At 74.6% G+C, this 16745-nt stretch carries 14 protein-coding genes; 6 read left to right on the forward strand and 8 right to left on the reverse strand.

What is annotated here, in order from left to right; all coding sequences use genetic code 11:
* Positions 1–30: 30 nt before the first annotated feature.
* The 5 genes from GKC29_RS27375 (at position 31) to GKC29_RS27395 (ending at position 5577) form a co-directional block, all read left to right on the forward strand.
* The gene (locus GKC29_RS27375) at positions 31–618 is read left to right on the forward strand and encodes a PadR family transcriptional regulator (RefSeq protein WP_155333552.1); all 588 of its coding nucleotides are present in this window, start codon (positions 31–33) and stop codon (positions 616–618) included.
* Positions 615–1361, forward strand: coding sequence for an ABC transporter ATP-binding protein (locus GKC29_RS27380; RefSeq protein WP_196255750.1), 747 nt, complete (start codon positions 615–617; stop codon positions 1359–1361). The genes GKC29_RS27375 and GKC29_RS27380 overlap by 4 nt, the downstream gene beginning before the upstream one ends.
* The gene (locus GKC29_RS27385) at positions 1358–4105 is read left to right on the forward strand and encodes an FtsX-like permease family protein (RefSeq protein WP_155333553.1); all 2748 of its coding nucleotides are present in this window, start codon (positions 1358–1360) and stop codon (positions 4103–4105) included. The genes GKC29_RS27380 and GKC29_RS27385 overlap by 4 nt, the downstream gene beginning before the upstream one ends.
* 104 nt (positions 4106–4209) lie before the next feature.
* On the forward strand, positions 4210–4710 hold the full coding sequence (locus tag GKC29_RS27390; protein ID WP_155333554.1) for a nitroreductase family deazaflavin-dependent oxidoreductase: 501 nt from the start codon (positions 4210–4212) through the stop codon (positions 4708–4710).
* 144 nt (positions 4711–4854) lie between these two features.
* Positions 4855–5577: a nucleotidyltransferase domain-containing protein gene (locus tag GKC29_RS27395; RefSeq protein ID WP_155333555.1), complete on the forward strand. Its 723-nt coding sequence runs from the start codon at positions 4855–4857 to the stop codon at positions 5575–5577.
* A gap of 67 nt (positions 5578–5644) precedes the next feature.
* On the opposite strand, the gene GKC29_RS27400 is transcribed toward GKC29_RS27395, so the two are convergent.
* Together GKC29_RS27400 and map are read right to left on the reverse strand one after the other, a co-directional pair.
* Positions 5645–6358, reverse strand: coding sequence for a VIT1/CCC1 transporter family protein (locus tag GKC29_RS27400; RefSeq protein WP_155333556.1), 714 nt, complete (start codon positions 6356–6358; stop codon positions 5645–5647).
* A complete protein-coding gene (gene map / locus GKC29_RS27405; RefSeq protein WP_155333557.1) occupies positions 6355–7212 on the reverse strand; it encodes a type I methionyl aminopeptidase in 858 nt (285 codons plus the stop codon). The genes GKC29_RS27400 and map overlap by 4 nt, the downstream gene beginning before the upstream one ends.
* A gap of 95 nt (positions 7213–7307) precedes the next feature.
* Here map and GKC29_RS27410 point away from each other — a divergent pair, with 95 nt between their 5' ends.
* A complete protein-coding gene (locus GKC29_RS27410; protein WP_155333558.1) occupies positions 7308–7622 on the forward strand; it encodes an STAS domain-containing protein in 315 nt (104 codons plus the stop codon).
* A gap of 74 nt (positions 7623–7696) precedes the next feature.
* Here GKC29_RS27410 and GKC29_RS27415 read toward each other — a convergent pair whose 3' ends face one another.
* From GKC29_RS27415 to GKC29_RS27440, 6 genes are all read right to left on the reverse strand, one after another.
* Complete coding sequence (locus GKC29_RS27415) at positions 7697–11383, reverse strand: SpoIIE family protein phosphatase (protein ID WP_155333559.1); 3687 nt, start codon at positions 11381–11383, stop codon at positions 7697–7699.
* A gap of 143 nt (positions 11384–11526) precedes the next feature.
* Positions 11527–12240 (reverse strand): gamma-glutamyl-gamma-aminobutyrate hydrolase family protein, encoded by a 714-nt coding sequence (locus GKC29_RS27420; RefSeq protein WP_155333560.1) that lies wholly within the window; start codon positions 12238–12240, stop codon positions 11527–11529.
* Positions 12237–13004 (reverse strand): 3-oxoacyl-ACP reductase, encoded by a 768-nt coding sequence (locus tag GKC29_RS27425; RefSeq protein WP_155333561.1) that lies wholly within the window; start codon positions 13002–13004, stop codon positions 12237–12239. Before GKC29_RS27425 ends, GKC29_RS27420 begins: the two co-directional genes overlap by 4 nt.
* A gap of 4 nt (positions 13005–13008) precedes the next feature.
* Positions 13009–14364 carry an aldehyde dehydrogenase gene (locus GKC29_RS27430; protein ID WP_155333562.1) on the reverse strand — a complete coding sequence of 452 codons (1356 nt, stop codon included), beginning with the start codon at positions 14362–14364 and terminating at the stop codon, positions 13009–13011.
* 111 nt (positions 14365–14475) lie between these two features.
* Complete coding sequence (locus GKC29_RS27435) at positions 14476–15840, reverse strand: glutamine synthetase family protein (protein ID WP_155333563.1); 1365 nt, start codon at positions 15838–15840, stop codon at positions 14476–14478.
* A 63-nt stretch (positions 15841–15903) separates the two neighbouring features.
* Positions 15904–16710 (reverse strand): FadR/GntR family transcriptional regulator, encoded by an 807-nt coding sequence (locus GKC29_RS27440; protein ID WP_230688840.1) that lies wholly within the window; start codon positions 16708–16710, stop codon positions 15904–15906.
* Positions 16711–16745 lie beyond the last annotated feature (35 nt).

Raw genomic sequence — 16745 nt, forward strand, 5'->3', positions numbered from 1 at the left:
TGACATACCAGGTATGCATACTCCGGAACCATGTCCATCCGTCACGGGCTGCTCGCCCTGCTCGAACGCGGTCAGATGTACGGCTACCAGCTGCGCTCGGCGTTCGAGGAGTCGACCGGGTCCACCTGGCCGCTGAACATCGGACAGGTCTACACCACGCTCTCCCGGTTGGAACGGGACGGGCTGGTGCGGTCGCTGCCGGAGAGCGAGGCCGGGCAGCGCCCGTACGAGATCACCGACGCGGGACGGGCGGACCTGGCGCTCTGGTTCGCCACCCCGATCAGCCGGGCCGACCGGCCCCGCGACGAGCTCGCCATCAAGCTCGCCCTCGCGCTCACCACGCCCGGCGTCGACGTGCGGTCGGTGGTGCAGACCCAGCGCGCCGCCACCATACGGACCCTCCAGGAACTGACCCGGCTCAAGTACGCGAGCGACCGGCCGGAGGACCTGCCCTGGCGTCTGGTGCTGGACGCGATGGTCTTCCAGGCCGAGGCCGAGGTCCGCTGGCTGGACCACTGCGAGAGCAGTCTGGTGCGGCACCGGCCGGCGGCACCGGCGGCCGGGCACGACCCCGCCGCCGAGGCGGTGGAGCGGACCGACGAGAGGGCCCGGCGGTGAGCCCGGCGGGGGACGAGGCGCGCGTCCCCGTGCTCGACGTCCGCGACGTGCACCGCACCCACGGCAGCGGCCCGGCCGCCGTCCACGCTCTGCGGGGGGTGAGCCTCACCGTCCACGCCGGGGAACTCGTCGCGGTGATGGGGCCGTCCGGGTCGGGCAAGTCCACGCTGCTCGCCCTCGCCGGTGGGCTGGACGGCCCGACCGCCGGGGACGTCCACGTCGAGGGTCAGCGGCTCGGCGGGCTTGATCGGCGGCGCCTGGCCCAGCTGCGGCGGCGCCGCATCGGCTACATCTTCCAGGACCTCAACCTGCTCGGCAGCCTGACCGCCGTCGAGAACGTCGCGCTCCCCCTGGAACTCGACGGCGCCGGCGTGCGACGGGCCCGCCGGCTCGCGCTGGACGCGCTCGCCGAGGTGGGCCTGCCGGAGCTGGGCGACCGCTTCCCGGACCAGCTCTCCGGCGGGCAGCAGCAGCGGGTGGCCATCGCCCGGGCGCTCGTCGGCGAACGACGGCTCGTCCTGGCCGACGAGCCGACCGGCGCGCTGGACTCGCAGACCGGCGAGGCGGTGCTGCACCTGCTGCGCCGCCGGGTCGACGCGGGAGCGGCGGGGGTGCTGGTCACTCACGAGGCGCGGCACGCCGCCTGGGCGGACCGGGTGGTGTTCCTGCGCGACGGGGTGATGGTCGACTCGACGGCGCCGCTGGGTGACGTCGAGCAGCTGCTGACCGGCAGCGGCCGGTGAGCCGCGGTCGGCGCGGCGCGCGGCTCGTCGCGGCGGCCGGCTCGTGGTGGGTCGCGCTACGGATCGCCCGGCGGGAGGCGCGCCGCGCCCGGGGCCGGACCGCGCTGGTGCTCGCGATGATCGCGCTGCCCGTGCTGGTCCTCTCCTTCGCGGCGACGACCTGGGACATGTCCAATTTGACCCGGCCCGAACGCGCCGCGCGCCAGCTCGGCGCCGCGGACGCCGAGCTGCTACCGGTGGCCCGTAACCCGGTCACGCAGGCTCCGTGGGGCGACGGGTGGGGGCAGCGTGGCGACGACCTCGTCCCACCCGGTCGGGTCACCGCGGAGCAGGTCACCGGCCTGCTCCCACCCGGTGCGCGCGTCCTGCCCATCCTGCGGTGGGCGTTCTTCGAGGCCCGGGTGGGGGACCGCGTCGAGGACGGCGTCTCCGGCCGGGTCGTCGACCTCACCGATCCGCTCGGGCGCGGCCTGGCCCGCGTCCACGCCGGCCGCGCGCCGGCCGTCCCCGGCGAGATCGCGGCCAACCCGGCCGCCCTCCGGCGGCTCGACACCCGCCTCGGCGGGACGGTCACCTCCGCGGACGGCCGTCGCACCTGGACGGTGGTCGGCGTGGTCGAGTTCCCCGACCAGCTGAGCCCCCTGGTCGTACTGCCCCCCGGTCCGCAGGTCGACGAGGAGGCCACCTGGCTGGTGGACCTGCCGGGCGCCGTCGGCGAGGACCTGATCCGCCGGCTGAACGAGCACGGGTACGTGGTACAGGCCCGCGTTCCCGGGCCACCGACGGAGGACGGCCGCACCCCGGGCGGGATCTCCCGGATCGCGTCGGTGGACGTGGCGGACGCGAGCGGGATCGTGCTGGTCGGCGGGCTCGCCCTGCTCGAGGTCGTACTCCTGGTCGGGCCCGCCTTCGCGGTCGGCGTCCGGCGGCGTCGGCGGGACCTTGCGCTGGTCGCGGTGGCCGGCGGTGACGACGCACACCTGCGCCGCATCGTCCTCGCGGACGGGATCGTGCTCGGAGCCGTCGGGGCCGGCGGCGGCCTGGCCCTCGGCGTCGCCGCGGCCGTCGCCGCCCGACCGCTGGTGGAGGAGTACGTCTTCGGGGAACGCTTCGGCGGTTACCGCACCCCACCCGCGCTGCTGCTGGCCATCGCCGCGGTCGCCGTGCTGGCCGGGGTGCTCGCCGCGCTGGTGCCGGCCTGGACGGCCGCCCGGCAGGACGTGGTGGCCGGGCTCGCCGGCCGGCGTACGCCACCGGCGTACCGGCGCCGGTGGCTGATCGCGGGGGTGACGCTCACCGCCGCCGGGGCGGTGCTCGCCGCCACCGGAGCGGTCGTGTGGACTCACCCGACCGTGATCCTCGCCGGTCTGGTCCTCGGCGAGCTGGGGCTGGTCCTCGCCACGCCGACGCTGGTCGGGCTGCTCGCCCGCGTCGGCCGCGTCCTGCCGCTGGCACCGCGGATCGCCCTGCGGGACGCCAGCCGCAACCGGTCGTCGGCCGCCCCGGCGATCTCGGCGGTGATGGCGGCGGTCGCCGGCAGCGTCGCCCTCGGCGTGTACCTGGCGAGCGACGAGGCCCGCAGCAACCAGTCCTGGCGCCCGGCCCTGCCGGCCGGGACCCTGCTGGTCACCAGAGTCGAATCGCCGGAGCAGGCCGCCACCCGGGTCACCGGCCCGGACGGGGCGGTCGGCCCGCTCGAGAGCGCGGTCGCCGCCGCGGCCCGGACCCACCTCAATGGCCGGCAACTGGCGCCGTTGGTGGAGGTCGGGTGCGCGGCAGCGGCCGACCCGTGCCAGGTCGCCCCGGTGCTGCCACCCGACCGGGCCTGCCCGTGGCCGGCGGGCGGCGGTCTCACCGAGGCGGACCAGCGGCGGGCCCGGGCCGACGAGCGCTGCCGGCGCGGACCGGAGGACCCCTGGGGCCCGCACGTCGTCGTCACCGTCGACGACGGCCGCACGCTGCCGCTGCTCACCGACGCCACCGCGGCCGAAGCCGCGGAGGCCGCGGCGGTGCTGCGCGCCGGCGGCGCGGTGGTGACCGACCCGCGCTACCTGGTGGACGGACGGCTGGAGATCGTCGTGCGCGACGGCGCCGACGCCGCCGTCTCCACCCGCGCGACCGTGCCCGGTTACGCACTACGCACCCACCGACTGGCGATGGACCGGCTGCTGCTCTCTCCCGGCGCGACCACCCACCTCGGCGTGACCGCCCAGCCGGTCGGCTGGGCGTTCGCCACGGAACACGCGGCCGACCGGGACCGTCGGGACCGGTTCGTCGCCGCGCTGCGACCGCACGGGACGGTGTCGGTCGGCTACGAGGAGGGTCCGCCCGCGAGCGACACCCGTCCCCTCCTGCTGCTGCTCGCCGCGGCCTCGGGCGTGATCACCCTCGGTGCCGCCGGGGTGGCGACCGGGCTCGCCGCCGCCGAGGGGCGCGCCGACCTGTCCACGCTGGCCGCCGTGGGCGCGCCACCGGCGGTACGCCGGATTCTCTCCCTGTGCCAGGCCGGGGTGATCGCCGTCCTCGGTTCGGCCCTCGGCATCGTCGCCGGCCTCGGATCCGCCCTCATGATCCTGATCGCCACCAACCGGCGGTACACCGACAGTTGGCCGGTCGGCGAGCCGTACCCCCTGGTCGTGCCCGGCACCACCCTCGCCGTGCTGGTGGTGGTGCCGCTGGTGGCGATGCTCGGGGCGGGCCTGTTCACCCGCTCCCGGCTACCGGTCGAACGCCGTCTCGACTGAGCGGTGACCGCGCCACCTCACGGCGGCCCCCGCCACCCACCGGGCAGCGGGGGCCGGCGGTCCCGGGGGTGCCCTCCCGGCCGCCGAACCGGCACACTGTTCCCGTGTCCGTACTGGGAACCCTCACCCGCCGCGTCGGTCACCACCGCTGGTTCGGCGCCGCCGCCCGCCTGCTCGTCCCCGCCGACCGCGTCGTCGGACGCCTCACCCGGGGGCGCGTCGTCGCCCTGGGGCTCATCCCCTCGCTGGTCATCACCACCACCGGCCGCCGCTCGGGCAAACCCCGCAGCAACCCCCTGCTGTACGTGCCGGACGGCGACGGGTACGTGGTGATCGGGTCGAACTGGGGGCAGACCCATCAGCCCGGCTGGGCGTTGAACCTGCTCGCCGACCCGATTGCCGAGGTGGACGTCAAGGGCCGCCGAATCCCGGTACGCGCCGACGTCGCGGAGGGCGCCGAACGGGAACGGCTCTGGCAGCTCCTGGTGACCGAGTGGCCGGCGTACCGCACGTACGTGCGGCGGGCCGGCGGCCGCGAGATCCGCATCTTCCGGCTCGTGCCCACCGGGCCGGGCGGACCGTCCGGCGCGAACGGGAGCGCGTAGGGCCGGTGCCGACGTCCCTGGCCGAGCCTGCGGCGGGCCCCGGCGACGACGGTCGGCGCGTCCCGCGCCGGCAGGTCGGGACACGGCCTAGGGTGGTGCCCGTCCGGCGGTGGCCGAGGTCCGGCGGGACGTGAGGTGAGCGACGTGCACTCCGAGGACGGCGAGGCGTACCGGGACGATCCACGGTGGACCGTCGCCGAGCGGGTGGCGGAGGCGGTGCGCCGGCGGTTCCCGGCGGACGTCCTCGCGGTGGCGGTGCACGGCCCCCTGGCCCACGGCGACGACGACGGTGGCGGGGACAGCGAGGTCGGCCTGCTGGTCGTCACGTACCGTCCCGGCGGCCCGCCCGCGGCGACCCGGCGGGTGGACGGCGTGCTCGTCGACCTGACCGTCGCCGCCGCCGACGACTACCTCGACCGGGCTCGGGCGATCAGCCCGCTCTGGCCGCTCACCGCCGACCGGTACGTGACCACGCGCGCCCTGCACGACCCGACCGGCTGGTTGCGCAGGCTGCGCGACGAGCACCTCGGGTGCCTGGCCCGGGCCCGGCCGGCCGAGTTCAGTACCGCGGCCCGGCAGGCCTGGTACCGGGGCAGCGCGGCACACGCGCGGGCCCTCCGGCTGGCCGAGTGGTACGAGACCGACCAGGCTCTGCTCATGCTCGGCGAGGCGCGGCTCGCGGCGTCGACGGTGAGCGGCCTGCTCAGCCGCACCTACTTCCGTGACCCTGGCGACGCGGTGCGCCGGACCGGGCTCGCCGGTGCCGACATGACCGAGGTGGGCACCGTGCTCGCCAAGCAGGCCGAGGAGCTGGCCGCGCGCGGTCGCCCCGTGGACGGCACGGTGGACGACCTTCTCGACGGCTGACACCGCGATGTGCCGGCGCGACGGCTGACACCGGGGGTGCCGGCCGGCCCGGCCGGCGCGCGCCGGCCTACAGCCCGCCCTGGACGCCGATCAGCGTGCCGATGGCGTACGTCGCGGCGGCGGCCAACCCGCCGAGCAGCAGCTGACGCAGGCCGCTGGACCACCAGGGCCGGTTGGTGAACGTTGCGACGACCGCCCCGGCCAGGAAGAGCCCGAGGCCACCGACGCCCAGCGCCAGCCACAGACTGGTGAGCCCGAGCAGGTACGGCAGCAGCGGCACCAACGCACCGGCCGAGAAGAACAGGAACGACGAGACCGCCGCCGCCCACGGGCTGGGCTGGTCGTCCGGGTCGACGCCCAACTCCTCCCGGACGTGCACCCGCAGGGCCTCCTCCGGGTTGCGGCGTACGGCCTCGGCGACCTGCACCGCGAGATCCCGGGGCAGACCCCGGGCGACCCACGCGTCGGCCAGTTCCCGCGCCTCGGCCTCGGGGTGCCGTTCCAGCTCCCGGCGCTCCTTGGCGACCTCGGCGGCCACCTGCTCGTTGGCGGAGCGGACGCTCGTGTACTCGCCCAGCCCCATGGAGATGGCGCCGGCCACCAGGCCGGCGGTGCCGGTGAGCACGACGGTCCGCGGCGACACGCCGCCGCCGCCCACGCCCGCGATCAGGGCGATGTTCGTCACCAGGCCGTCCATCGCACCGAACACCGCCGGCCGCAGCCAGCCGCCGGACACGTCCGCGTGGTGCGCCTCGCGCAGCGCCGCAGGGGTGTCGGTCACGGCAACGTCAGGATCTCGTGACCGTCCTCGGTCACCACGATGGTGTGCTCGAACTGGGCGGTCCACTTCCGGTCCTTCGTCACGACCGTCCAGCCGTCGTCCCACATGTCGTACTGGTAGGTGCCGAGGGTGATCATCGGCTCGATGGTGAACGTCATGCCCGGCTCCATCACGTCGGTGGGGCGGGGGCTGTCGTAGTGCGGCACGTAGAGCCCGCTGTGGAAGGACTCCCCGATGCCGTGGCCGGTGAAGTCACGGACGACGCCGTAGCCGAAGCGCTTCGCGTACGACTCGATCACCCGGCCGATCACGTTGATCTGGCGGCCCGGGGCGACCGCGCGGATGCCCCGCATCATCGCCTCGTGGGTGCGCTCGACCAGAAGCCGGGCCTCCTCGCTCACCTCGCCGACGCAGAAGGTGGCGTCCGTGTCGCCGTGCACCCCGTTGAGGTACGCCGTCACGTCGACGTTGACGATGTCACCGTCCTGCAGCACGGTGGAGTCGGGGATGCCGTGGCAGATCACCTCGTTGAGGCTGGTGCAGCAGGACTTCGGGAAGCCCTTGTAGCCCAGTGTCGACGGGTAGGCGCCGTGGTCGCAGAGGAACTCGTGCACCACCTTGTCGATTTCGTCGGTGGTCACGCCCGGCTTGCAGTGCTCGCCCGCGAGCTGGGTGGCGTGCGCCGCGAGGCGCCCGGCGATCCGCATCTTCTCGATGGTCTCCGGGGTCTGCACGTGCGAGCCACGCCACTCCTGGGGACGCTTCTTCCCCACGTACTCGGGCCGGGGGATGTGGGCGGGCACCTGCCGCCACGGAGAGAGCGTGCCTGGGGTCAGCGGCGCACGGGCGGTCATGCCGCAAGCCTATCGCCGCGCTGTCGGGCGGCCCCCGCCACCGCCGGTCACGGCCGGTTGTTGCCCCGCCTGGTCGGCTGTGCCATGGTGTCTGCGTGGATCAAGGGGGCGCGCCGCCCGTCTTCTCCGCGAGCGCGGAGCTCGACGGTGATCACCTCCACGTGGTCGTGACCGGCGAGGTCGACATGGCCACGGCCGACACGATGCTCCAGACCGCCCTGCGGGAGCCGGCCCGGCGGGTGACGCTCGACCTGCGGGCCGTCACGTTCTTCGACTCGGCGGCGATCCACGCGGTGGTCCGCCTCGCCCAGAAGTTCCCGGACGCGCTCACCGTGCTGCCGTCCCGGCAGGTCGCCCGGGTGCTGGAGATCTCCGGCCTGGGCGGGCAGGCCTGGTACCGCTCCCCCTGACGAGGCGCCCCGGCCAGGGACCGTGACGCGGGTCCCACGCCGTGTCCCGACGTGGCCGGGGCTGAAGCGGGGCCCTAGCTCTGCAGCCGCCGGCGCAGCGTCACTTCCGTCCCCTCGTCGGTACGGCGGACCGACAGCTCCCCCAGTGCCCGGATCAGCGACAGCCCACGACCCCGGAAGCCCGAGCCGCTCGACTCCCGCCACCGGCCGCTGTCGCGGACCGTGGCGACGACCGTACGGTCCTCGATGGTGACCTCGACGCCGATCGTCCGCTCCGCCGGCTCGACGGGGTGCTCGATGGCGTTGGCCGCGGCCTCGGAGACGGCCACCGTCAGGTCGAACAGGTCGGTCTCACCGACGGAGTGGGCGACGAGGAAGTCCTCCAGCCGCTTGCGGAGCACGCTCAGCCGGGTCGGGTCGGCCGGGAGCCGCAGGGCGAACCGGTTGAGTTCGGCGGCCTCCAGCGCGAGGACCGCGACGTCGTCGCGGCGGGGCCGCTCCGCGACCCGCTCGACGACCGCGTCGACGAGGTCGGCGACGTGCTCGCGGGGCGTCGCCACGTCCCGCCGCAGCAGCGCCAGCGCCGCGTCGATGCCGTGGTGCCGGTCCTCGATGAGGCCGTCGGTGTACAGCAGCAGCCGGCTGCCCGGGGCCAGCTCACCGTCGACGGTCCGGTACGCCGTGTCCGGGATCGCTCCGACCGGCGGCCCCAGGGCCCGGTCGTGCAGGAACGCCACGTCGTCTCCTCGGATCAGCAGGGGGGACGGGTGGCCGGCGCTGGCGTACCGGAGCCGGCCGGTGCGGGGGCTGAACGACAGGCACACCACGGTCGCGAAGGAGCGGCTCTCGGCGGAGCCCACCAGCCGGTTCAGCCGGGTCAGGGAGGCGCCGGGGTCGAACCCCTCCAGCACGTACGCCCGCAGCGCGTTGCGGAGCTGGCCCATGACGGCGGCCGCCCGGACGCCCTTGCCGACGACGTCGCCGATGACGAGCACGAGCGTGTCGTCGCCGAGCGGGACCACGTCGTACCAGTCGCCGCCGACCTCGACGTCGGCGGTGCCCGGCAGGTAGCGGCTGGCGACGACGGCGCCCGGCAGCTGCGGCAGCGAGTGGGGCAGCAGGCTGTGCTGGAGGGTGGTGGCGATGCGGTGTTCGGCCTCGTAGAGCTGGGCGTTCTCCAACCGGACGCCGACCAGGCGGGCGAGCTGGGTGAGCGCCGCCTCGTCGGTCTCCCCGCCGTCGCCGTCCGACCGCCAGACCCGCAGGTCGCCGAGCTGGTCACCGGCGGTGTCGGTCAGCGGCAGGACGAACGACGGGTCGAGGGCGGTCACGCCGCCGGCGTCGGCCTCGTACCGGGCGTCGGGCGTGCTGACCACGACCCGGGCGGCCTCGGCGAGGCTGAGCGCGTGCCGGGCGGCGACCTGGAGCACGTCCCTGGTGGAGCGGGCGGTGTTGACCGCCACCGCGGCGTCGGCCAGCGCTCGGAGCCGGCGGATGATCTGGCCGCGCAGCTGGCCCAGGTCGACGTTCGCCCGGACGCGGGCGATCAGCTCCTGCCCGGAGAAGGGCTTGGTCAGGTAGTCGTCGGCGCCGACGGACAGGCCGGCCACCGCCTCGGCGGAGCCGGCCCGGGCGGACAGCAGCACGATCGGCACGTGCCGGGTACGCGGGTCCGCGCGGAGTGCCGCGACCAGCCCGAAGCCGTCCAGGCGGGGCATCATCACATCGGTGAGCACCAGGTCGAACGGGCTCTCGACGGCCGTCCGCAGCGCCTCCACGCCGTCGGCGGCCGTGACCACCTCCCACGAGGGGGCGAGCAGCCGGGTGACGTGTTCCCGCAGGTCGGGGTTGTCGTCGGCCACCAGGATCCGCCCGGCGGCGGCCCCGCCGGCACGCGCCCCGGCGGCAGGCGCCCCGGGAGCGGCGGCGCCGGTTCCCTCGGCGGGCGCGCCGGCCCAGAGCGCGGTCTCGGCCACGTGCAGCTCGGCCTGCGCCAGCTCACTCGGGAAGGCGTCCTCGGCCTCGGCGATCCGCTCGGCGGGCAGGTGCGCCGAGCCGAACGGCACCGTCACGGTGAAGGTGCTCCCCTCGTCCACCGCGCTGCGCACCTCGACCCGCCCGCCGTGCATCTCGACCAGCTCCCGGACCAGGGCCAGGCCGATTCCGGTGCCCTCGTGCGTCCGGGAGCGGACCCCGGGCACCCGGTGGAACCGTTCGAAGACGTGCGGCAGCTCCTCCGGCACGATCCCCACGCCGGTGTCGGCGACCTCCAGTTGGGCCGCGCCGCCGACCGGCCGGACCCGGACCCGGATCTCGCCGTCGAAGGTGAACTTGACGGCGTTGGACACGAGGTTGAGGACGATCTTCTCCCACATGTCCCGGTCGACGTGCACCGGCGCGGGCAGCGGCGGGCAGTCCACCATCAGCCGCAGGCCGGCCCGCTCGGTGGCGGAGCGGAAGGTGCTGGCCAACCGGGACGTGTACCCGGCCAGGTCGGTCGGCTGGTAGCGGGCGGCCATCCGGCCGGACTCCAGCCGGGAGAAGTCGAGGACCGTGTTGACGAGCTTGAGCAACCGGAGCGCGTTGCGGTGCATCATCGTCAGCCGGTCGGTGTACGCCTCCGGCAGCGCCCGGTCGGCGAGCAGGTCCTCCAACGGGCCGAGCACCAGCGTCAGCGGCGTACGGAACTCGTGGCTGATGTTGGCGAAGAAGTTGGTCTTCGCGCGGTCCAGGGCGGCCAGTTCGGCGGCGCGGGCGCGTTCCTGCTCGTACGCCCGCTGCTTGTCGACCGCCCGCGAGATCTGCCCGGCCAGCAGGTCGAAGAAGTTGCGGTACTCGTCGGTGAACTGGAGTCGGCGCGAGATGCCGACGACCAGTGTGCCGACGATCTCGTTGGTGGCGGTGATCGGCAGCACCAGCGCCCGGTCGGCGGCGGTGACGCCGTCGAGCAGGTCCGCCACCGGGACGCCGTCGCGGGGGTTCGCGGCGGCGAGCTCGGTGAGCAGGACCGGGGACGGTGGGGTCACCGACGCCGGGTCGACGCCGCTGCACCCCGACAGCTCGAGTCGGCCGGCGTCGTCCCGGAGGTGGATCAGGGCGAATGGGATGTCCGCCCGGTGCCGGTCGAGCACCCCCGCGGCGCTGCGGCCCAGCTCGGCCGTGCTGGTGACCTCGGTCAGCTCACCGCCGAGTTCGGCGAGGGCCCGCAGGCGCCGCTCGCCCAGCACCCGACCGGTCGTCTCGGACACGATGCAGAAGACCCCGGCCACGCGCCCGCCGGCGTCGCGGACCGGGTCGTAGGAGACGTCGAAGTACACCGTCTCCAGGAATCCGTGCCGGTCGATGACGAAGGGGTGGTCCTGGCCGTAGTACGGCTCCCCGGTCGTGCGGACGTCCGCCAGCACGGGGCCCAGGACGTCCCACGTCTCCGCCCAGTGCTCGCGGGCCGGCTGCCCGATCGCGTCCGGGTGCTTGGCGCCGATGGTCGGCCGGTAGGCGTCGTTGTAGAAGGCGCGGTTCTCCTCGCCCCAGAAGATGACCAGCTGCGACCGGGACGCGAGCATGGTGCTGATGGCATGGCTGAACGCGGACGGCCAGGTGTCGGGTGTGCCGAGCGGGCTGGTGGACCAGTCGAAGCGGCGCAGCCGCTCACCCATCTCGCCACCCGCCGCGAAGGCCGCCTCGAGCAGCGGGGGCAGAGTCCCGTCCATGGGACCCCCGGAGGAGTGTCCCCGCTTCCCGCCCTCCTGGGCCGAGCTCATGCAGCCTCCCGATCCGGCCGTTGCCCGCCTCGGCCCGATGACCCATCGGGCGTGCCCGCCTTGGTACCCCGACGGTCCAGCAACGTAACGCACCGGGCGCGTCGGACGCTGATGGGCCGGCCGCCCGGGGACGGCGTGCAGGACTAACCGGGGCCGGCCGTCACGCGGGACCCCGCCGCCGCCCGCACCAGCGCGGTGATCGGCCGGGGGTCGGGCTCCTCCTCCGGATGCCACTGCACCCCGAGCAGGAAGGAGCGGCGGCGGTCCTCCACCGCCTCCACGACGCCGTCGTCCGACCACCCGGTCACCATCAGGCCGCCCGGGTCGGCGACCCCCTGGTGGTGGTAGGAGTTCACCCGGTCGACCCCGGCCATCACGGTCGCCGCCAGGCTGCCGGGCGCGAACCGCACGGGATGCGCCCCGTACACCCCGGGCGCGGGGCGATGGCGCTCGTGGCCCACGACGTCGGGTAGGTGCTGGTGCAGCGCGCCACCGGCGGCGACCACCAGCAGCTGCATCCCCCGGCAGACGCCCAGCACCGGCAGGTCGACGGCGAGCGCACCGGTGAGCAGGGTCAGCTCCCCGGCGTCCCGCGCCGGCCGGGGATCGGTGCGCGGTGCGGGAACCTGGCCGTACCGGGCGGGGTCGACGTCCGGCCCGCCGGCCAGGACCAGCCCGTCCAGCACGCCCAGCACGTCCGCGTCGAGGTCGTCCGGGGGCAGCAGCACCGCCCGGCCGCCGGCCGCGGTCACCGCCCGCACGTACGCCTCCGGCACCAGCACCGCCGGCACGTCCCGCCACGTCGCCCAGCTCGCCGGCTCGACGTACGCGGTGACGCCGATCAGCGGCCGGGTCACAGCGGCGTCACGTACGCGCCGGTGATACCGCCGTCCACGACGAACTGCGCCGCGGTCATGAACGAGGCGTCGTCGCTGGCCAGGAAGGCGACCGCGGCGGCGATCTCCTCCGGTTTCCCGAACCGCCCCATCGGCACGTGCACCAGCCTCCGCGCCGCCCGCTCCGGATCCTTGGCGAAGAGCTCCAGCAGCAGCGGGGTGGCGATCGGCCCCGGGCAGAGCGCGTTGACCCGGATCCCCTCCCGGGCGAACTGCACACCCAGCTCCCGGGTCATCGCCAGCACGCCGCCCTTGCTCGCCGTGTACGCGATCTGCGAGGTGGCCGCCCCCATCAGCGCGACGAACGAGGCGGTGTTGATGATCGACCCCTTGCCCTGCCGCCGCATGTGCGGGATCACGTACCTGCAGCACAGGTAGACGCTCGTCGTGTTGACCCGCAGCACCCGCTCCCAGGCGTCCAGGCCGGTCTCCAGGATGGAGTCGTCGTCCGGTGGGGAGATGCCGGCGTTGTTGAACGCCACGTCCACCCGCCCGTGCCGGGCGACCACGCCGTCGAAGAGCTCCCGGACGGCCGTCTCGTCGGCGACGTCGGCCGCGACGAACTCACCGCCGACCTCGTCCGCGGCCCGCTTGCCCGCCTCGGGGTCGATGTCCACGCAGACGACCCGGGCGCCCTCGGCGGCGAACCGCCGCACGGTGGCCAGCCCGATCCCGCTGCCCGCTCCGGTGACCACGGCCACCCGGTCCGTCAACCGTCCCTGCACGGCGTCACTCTCCCGTCGCGATGAACACGTTCTTGACGTCGGTGAAGGAGTGCAGCGCGTCCGGGCCCAGCTCGCGGCCCAGGCCGGAGCGCTTCATCCCGCCGAACGGGGTCCAGTACCGCACCGAGGAGTGCGAGTTGACGCTGAGGTTGCCCGACTCCACCGCCCGCGCCACCCGGATCGCCCGGCCCACGTCCCGGGTCCAGATCGAGCCCGACAGGCCGTACTCGGTGTCGTTGGCCAGCCGGACCGCCTCGGCCTCGTCGTCGAACGGCAGCACCGACACCACCGGGCCGAAGATCTCCTCCCGCCAGTGCCGGTCCGTTGGTGAGTCGGCGAGCAGCACCGTCGGGGCGTACCAGAAGCCCGGGCCGTCCGGTCGGGAGCCGGTGAAGGCCACCTTCGCGCCGTCGACGTACCCGGCGACCCGGTCGCGCTGGCCGGCGGAGATGAGCGGGCCCATCTCGGCGGTGTCGGCGGCCGGGTCCGCCACCCGCAGTGCCCGCACGGCGGGTTCGAGCAGTTCCAGGAACCGGTCGTACACCGGGCGCTGGACCAGGATCCGCGACCGGGCGCAGCAGTCCTGGCCCGCGTTGTCGAAGACGGCGTACGGTGCCGTCGCCGCCGCCTTCTCCAGGTCGGCGTCGGCGAAGACCAGGTTGGCGGACTTCCCGCCCAACTCGAGCGTCAGCCGCTTTACCTGGGCGGCGCAGCCGGCCATGATCCGGGTGCCGACCTCGGTGGAGCCGGTGAAGCAGATCTTGCGGACGGCGGGATGGGTGACGAACCGCTCCCCGACCACCGAGCCGGCGCCCGGCAGGACGGTGAACACGCCCTCCGGCAGGCCCGCCTCGCGGCCCAGCTCGGCGAGGCGCAGCGCGGTGAGCGGGGTCAGCTCGGCCGGCTTGAGCACGACGGTGTTACCGGCGGCGAGGGCGGGTGCGAAGCCCCAGGCGGCGATCGGCATGGGGAAGTTCCACGGCACGATCACCCCGACCACGCCCAGCGGCTCGTGGAAGGTCACGTCGAGCCCACCGGGGACCGGGATCTGGCGCCCGGTCAACCGCTCCGGCGCGCCCGCGTAGTAGTCGAGCACGTCACGGACGTTGCCCGCCTCCCAGCGCGCGTTGCCGATCGTGTGCCCGGCGTTGCGCACCTCCAGCCGCGCCAACTCCTCCACGTGCTCGTCGACGAGCGCCGCGAACCGCCGCAGCACCCGCGCCCGCTCCCCCGGCGCGACGTTCCGCCACGCCTCGTACGCGGCCGCGGCCCGCCCGATCGCCGCGTCGACCTCGTCCAGGGTCGCCCCGGGAACAGTGGCGATCCGCTCCCCGGTTGCCGGGTTCACCACGTCCGTCACGCGCCCCGCCCCTCCTCTCCTCGTCGATCTTGCGGTTCCCGCCCCGACGGGTGCCGCGCGTCGTCACGAACCGGGGGCCGACAGTGCGAGATCACGGAGGGCCGTGGGTGGCTACAGACGTTCGAAGCCACGGAACAGCTCCCAGTCCGTCACGGCGGCGTCGTACGCCGCCAGTTCCACCCGGGCCTGGTTGGCGTAGTGGGCGACGACCTCGTCGCCGAAGGCGTCCCTCGCCAGGCTGGAGGTGCGCCACAGGTCGTGGGCCTCCCGGAGGGTGCCGGGGACCCGCTCGGCCCGGATGTCGTCGTACGCGTTGCCGGTGCACTCCGGACCCAGCTCCAGCTTCTGGTCCAGGCCGTGCACCGCGCCCGCGACCAGCGCGGCGATCGCCAGGTACGGGTTGACGTCGGCGCCGGGCACCCGGTTCTCCACCCGCATCCCCGCGCCGTGGCCGACCAGGCGCAGCGCGCAGGTACGGTTGTCGGTGCCCCAGCGCAGCGCGGTCGGGGCGAACGACCCCGGCTGGTAGCGCTTGTAGGAGTTGACGTTCGGGGCGAAGAGGAGACTGAACTCCCGCATCGTGGCCAGCAGCCCGGCGAGCACCCGCTGCCCGGTCGGTGACAGGTGGGCCGGCCCGTCGCCGAGCATCGCGGACCGTCCGTCGGTGTCCCGCAGCGAGAAGTGGATGTGACAGGAGTTGCCCTCGCGCGCGTTCGGCTTGGCCATGAAGGTGATCGACATGCCCTCCTGGGCGGCGATCTCCTTGGCGCCGTTCTTGTAGATGACGTGGTTGTCGGCGCAGGTCACCGCCTCGTCGTACCGGAAGGCGATCTCGTGCTGGCCGAGGTTGCACTCGCCCTTGGCGCTCTCCGGCGTCAGCCCCGCCCCGGCCATCTGGGTGCGGATGCGCCGCAGCAGCGGCTCCACCCGGGCGGTGCCGAGCAGCGAGTAGTCCACGTTGTACTGGTTGGCCGGGGTGAGGTCCCGGTACCCGCGCCGCCAGGCCTCCTCGTACGAGTCCCGGTACAGCACGAACTCCAGCTCCGTGCCCGCGTACGCGGTCAGCCCGTACGCGGCCAGCCGGTCGAGCTGCCGGCGGAGGATCTGTCGGGGTGAGGCGACGACCGGGCCGGAGCCGTCCAGCCACTCCAGGTCGGCCAGGGCCATCGCCGTGCCCGGCTGCCACGGCACCCGGCGCAGGGTCGCCAGGTCGGGCACCATCGCGAAGTCGCCGTAACCCCGTTCCCAGCTGGACATGGCGTACCCGTCGACGGTGTTCATGTCGACGTCGACGGCGAGCAGGTAGTTGCAGCCCTCGCTGCCGTGCGCGACCACCTGGTCCAGGAAGTACGGCGCGTGGAACCGCTTGCCCTGCAGCCGCCCCTGCATGTCGACCAGGGCCAGCACGACGGTGTCGATCTCCCGGTCGGCGACGGCGACCCGCAGCTGTTCGAGAGTGAGCGGAGCCTTCCTCATCTGCGAGCCTCCATAGGAAAGGTCTACTACCGAACCTTTGCATTCGTCAATGGCCGGGCCGTCTCAGGTGAGCAGCGCGCGCAGCAGCTCGGCGGTGCCGTCGCAGTGCTCCTCCATCACCTCCCGGGCGCCGCCCGCGTCACCGGCCAGGATGGCGTCGACGATCCGGGCGTGCTGGGCGTCGGAGTGGTCGAGGTTCCTGGTGATCACCGGGATCGCGGCGAGGAGCCGGTCGAGGGTCAACTGCACGTCGGCGACGGCCGCGGCCAACGACGGCGAGCCGCTGGCCGCGGCGATGACCAGGTGCAGCCGGGAGTCCGACACCCGGCGGGTGGCCGGATCGCGGTCCCGGGAGGCGGCCAGGGCGCCGACGAGGTGCTGCCGCTCGGTGGCCGCCAGGCTGCGGTTGGCGGCCAGGGCCGCCGCACCCGACTCCAGCACCCGCCGGAAGTCCAGCGCGTCGTGCAGCCGGTCGCCCATCTCGCGGGCCAGCTCGCCCGCGTCCGGCCGGCCGCCGGCCTCGGGTGCGGGCTGCGTCGAGCGGACGAACGTTCCGCCGGTCCGCCCCCGGCGGGACTCCAGGTATCCGGCGTCCCGCAGGGCCGCTATCGCCTCCCGCAGGGTCACCCGGCTGACCTGGAGCCGCTCCGCCAGTTCGCGTTCGGCGGGCAGCCGCTCGCCGACCCGTACCATGCCCAGCTTGATCGCCTGGACCAGCCGGGCGACCGTGATCTCGAAGGCGTTGCCGCCGCGTACCGGCCGCCACACCGGCAGCGCCGGCTCGGGCTCCGCCCTCGCCTCCCGCGCCCACGCCGCACCGACGCCCGGCTCGGCGGCGCCGGCACGGATCGCCCTCAACCGTCCCTCCACGTGTCCAGGGTGGCGGGTGCCCCGGAGCACCCGCC

Origin of the sequence: Micromonospora sp. WMMC415, from assembly GCF_009707425.1 — a bacterium.
Taxonomy (GTDB): Bacteria; Actinomycetota; Actinomycetes; order Mycobacteriales; family Micromonosporaceae; genus Micromonospora.

What these genes read in the sequence shown, in the direction of transcription:
- GKC29_RS27415 (WP_155333559.1), bottom strand. Translation starts at nt 11,383, where the DNA reads ATGAGCTCGGCCCAGGAGGGCGGGAAGCGGGGACACTCCTCCGGGGGT.
- GKC29_RS27435 (WP_155333563.1), bottom strand. Translation starts at nt 15,840, where the DNA reads ATGAGGAAGGCTCCGCTCACTCTCGAACAGCTGCGGGTCGCCGTCGCC.
- GKC29_RS27375 (WP_155333552.1), top strand. Translation starts at nt 31, where the DNA reads ATGTCCATCCGTCACGGGCTGCTCGCCCTGCTCGAACGCGGTCAGATG.
- map (WP_155333557.1), bottom strand. Translation starts at nt 7,212, where the DNA reads ATGACCGCCCGTGCGCCGCTGACCCCAGGCACGCTCTCTCCGTGGCGG.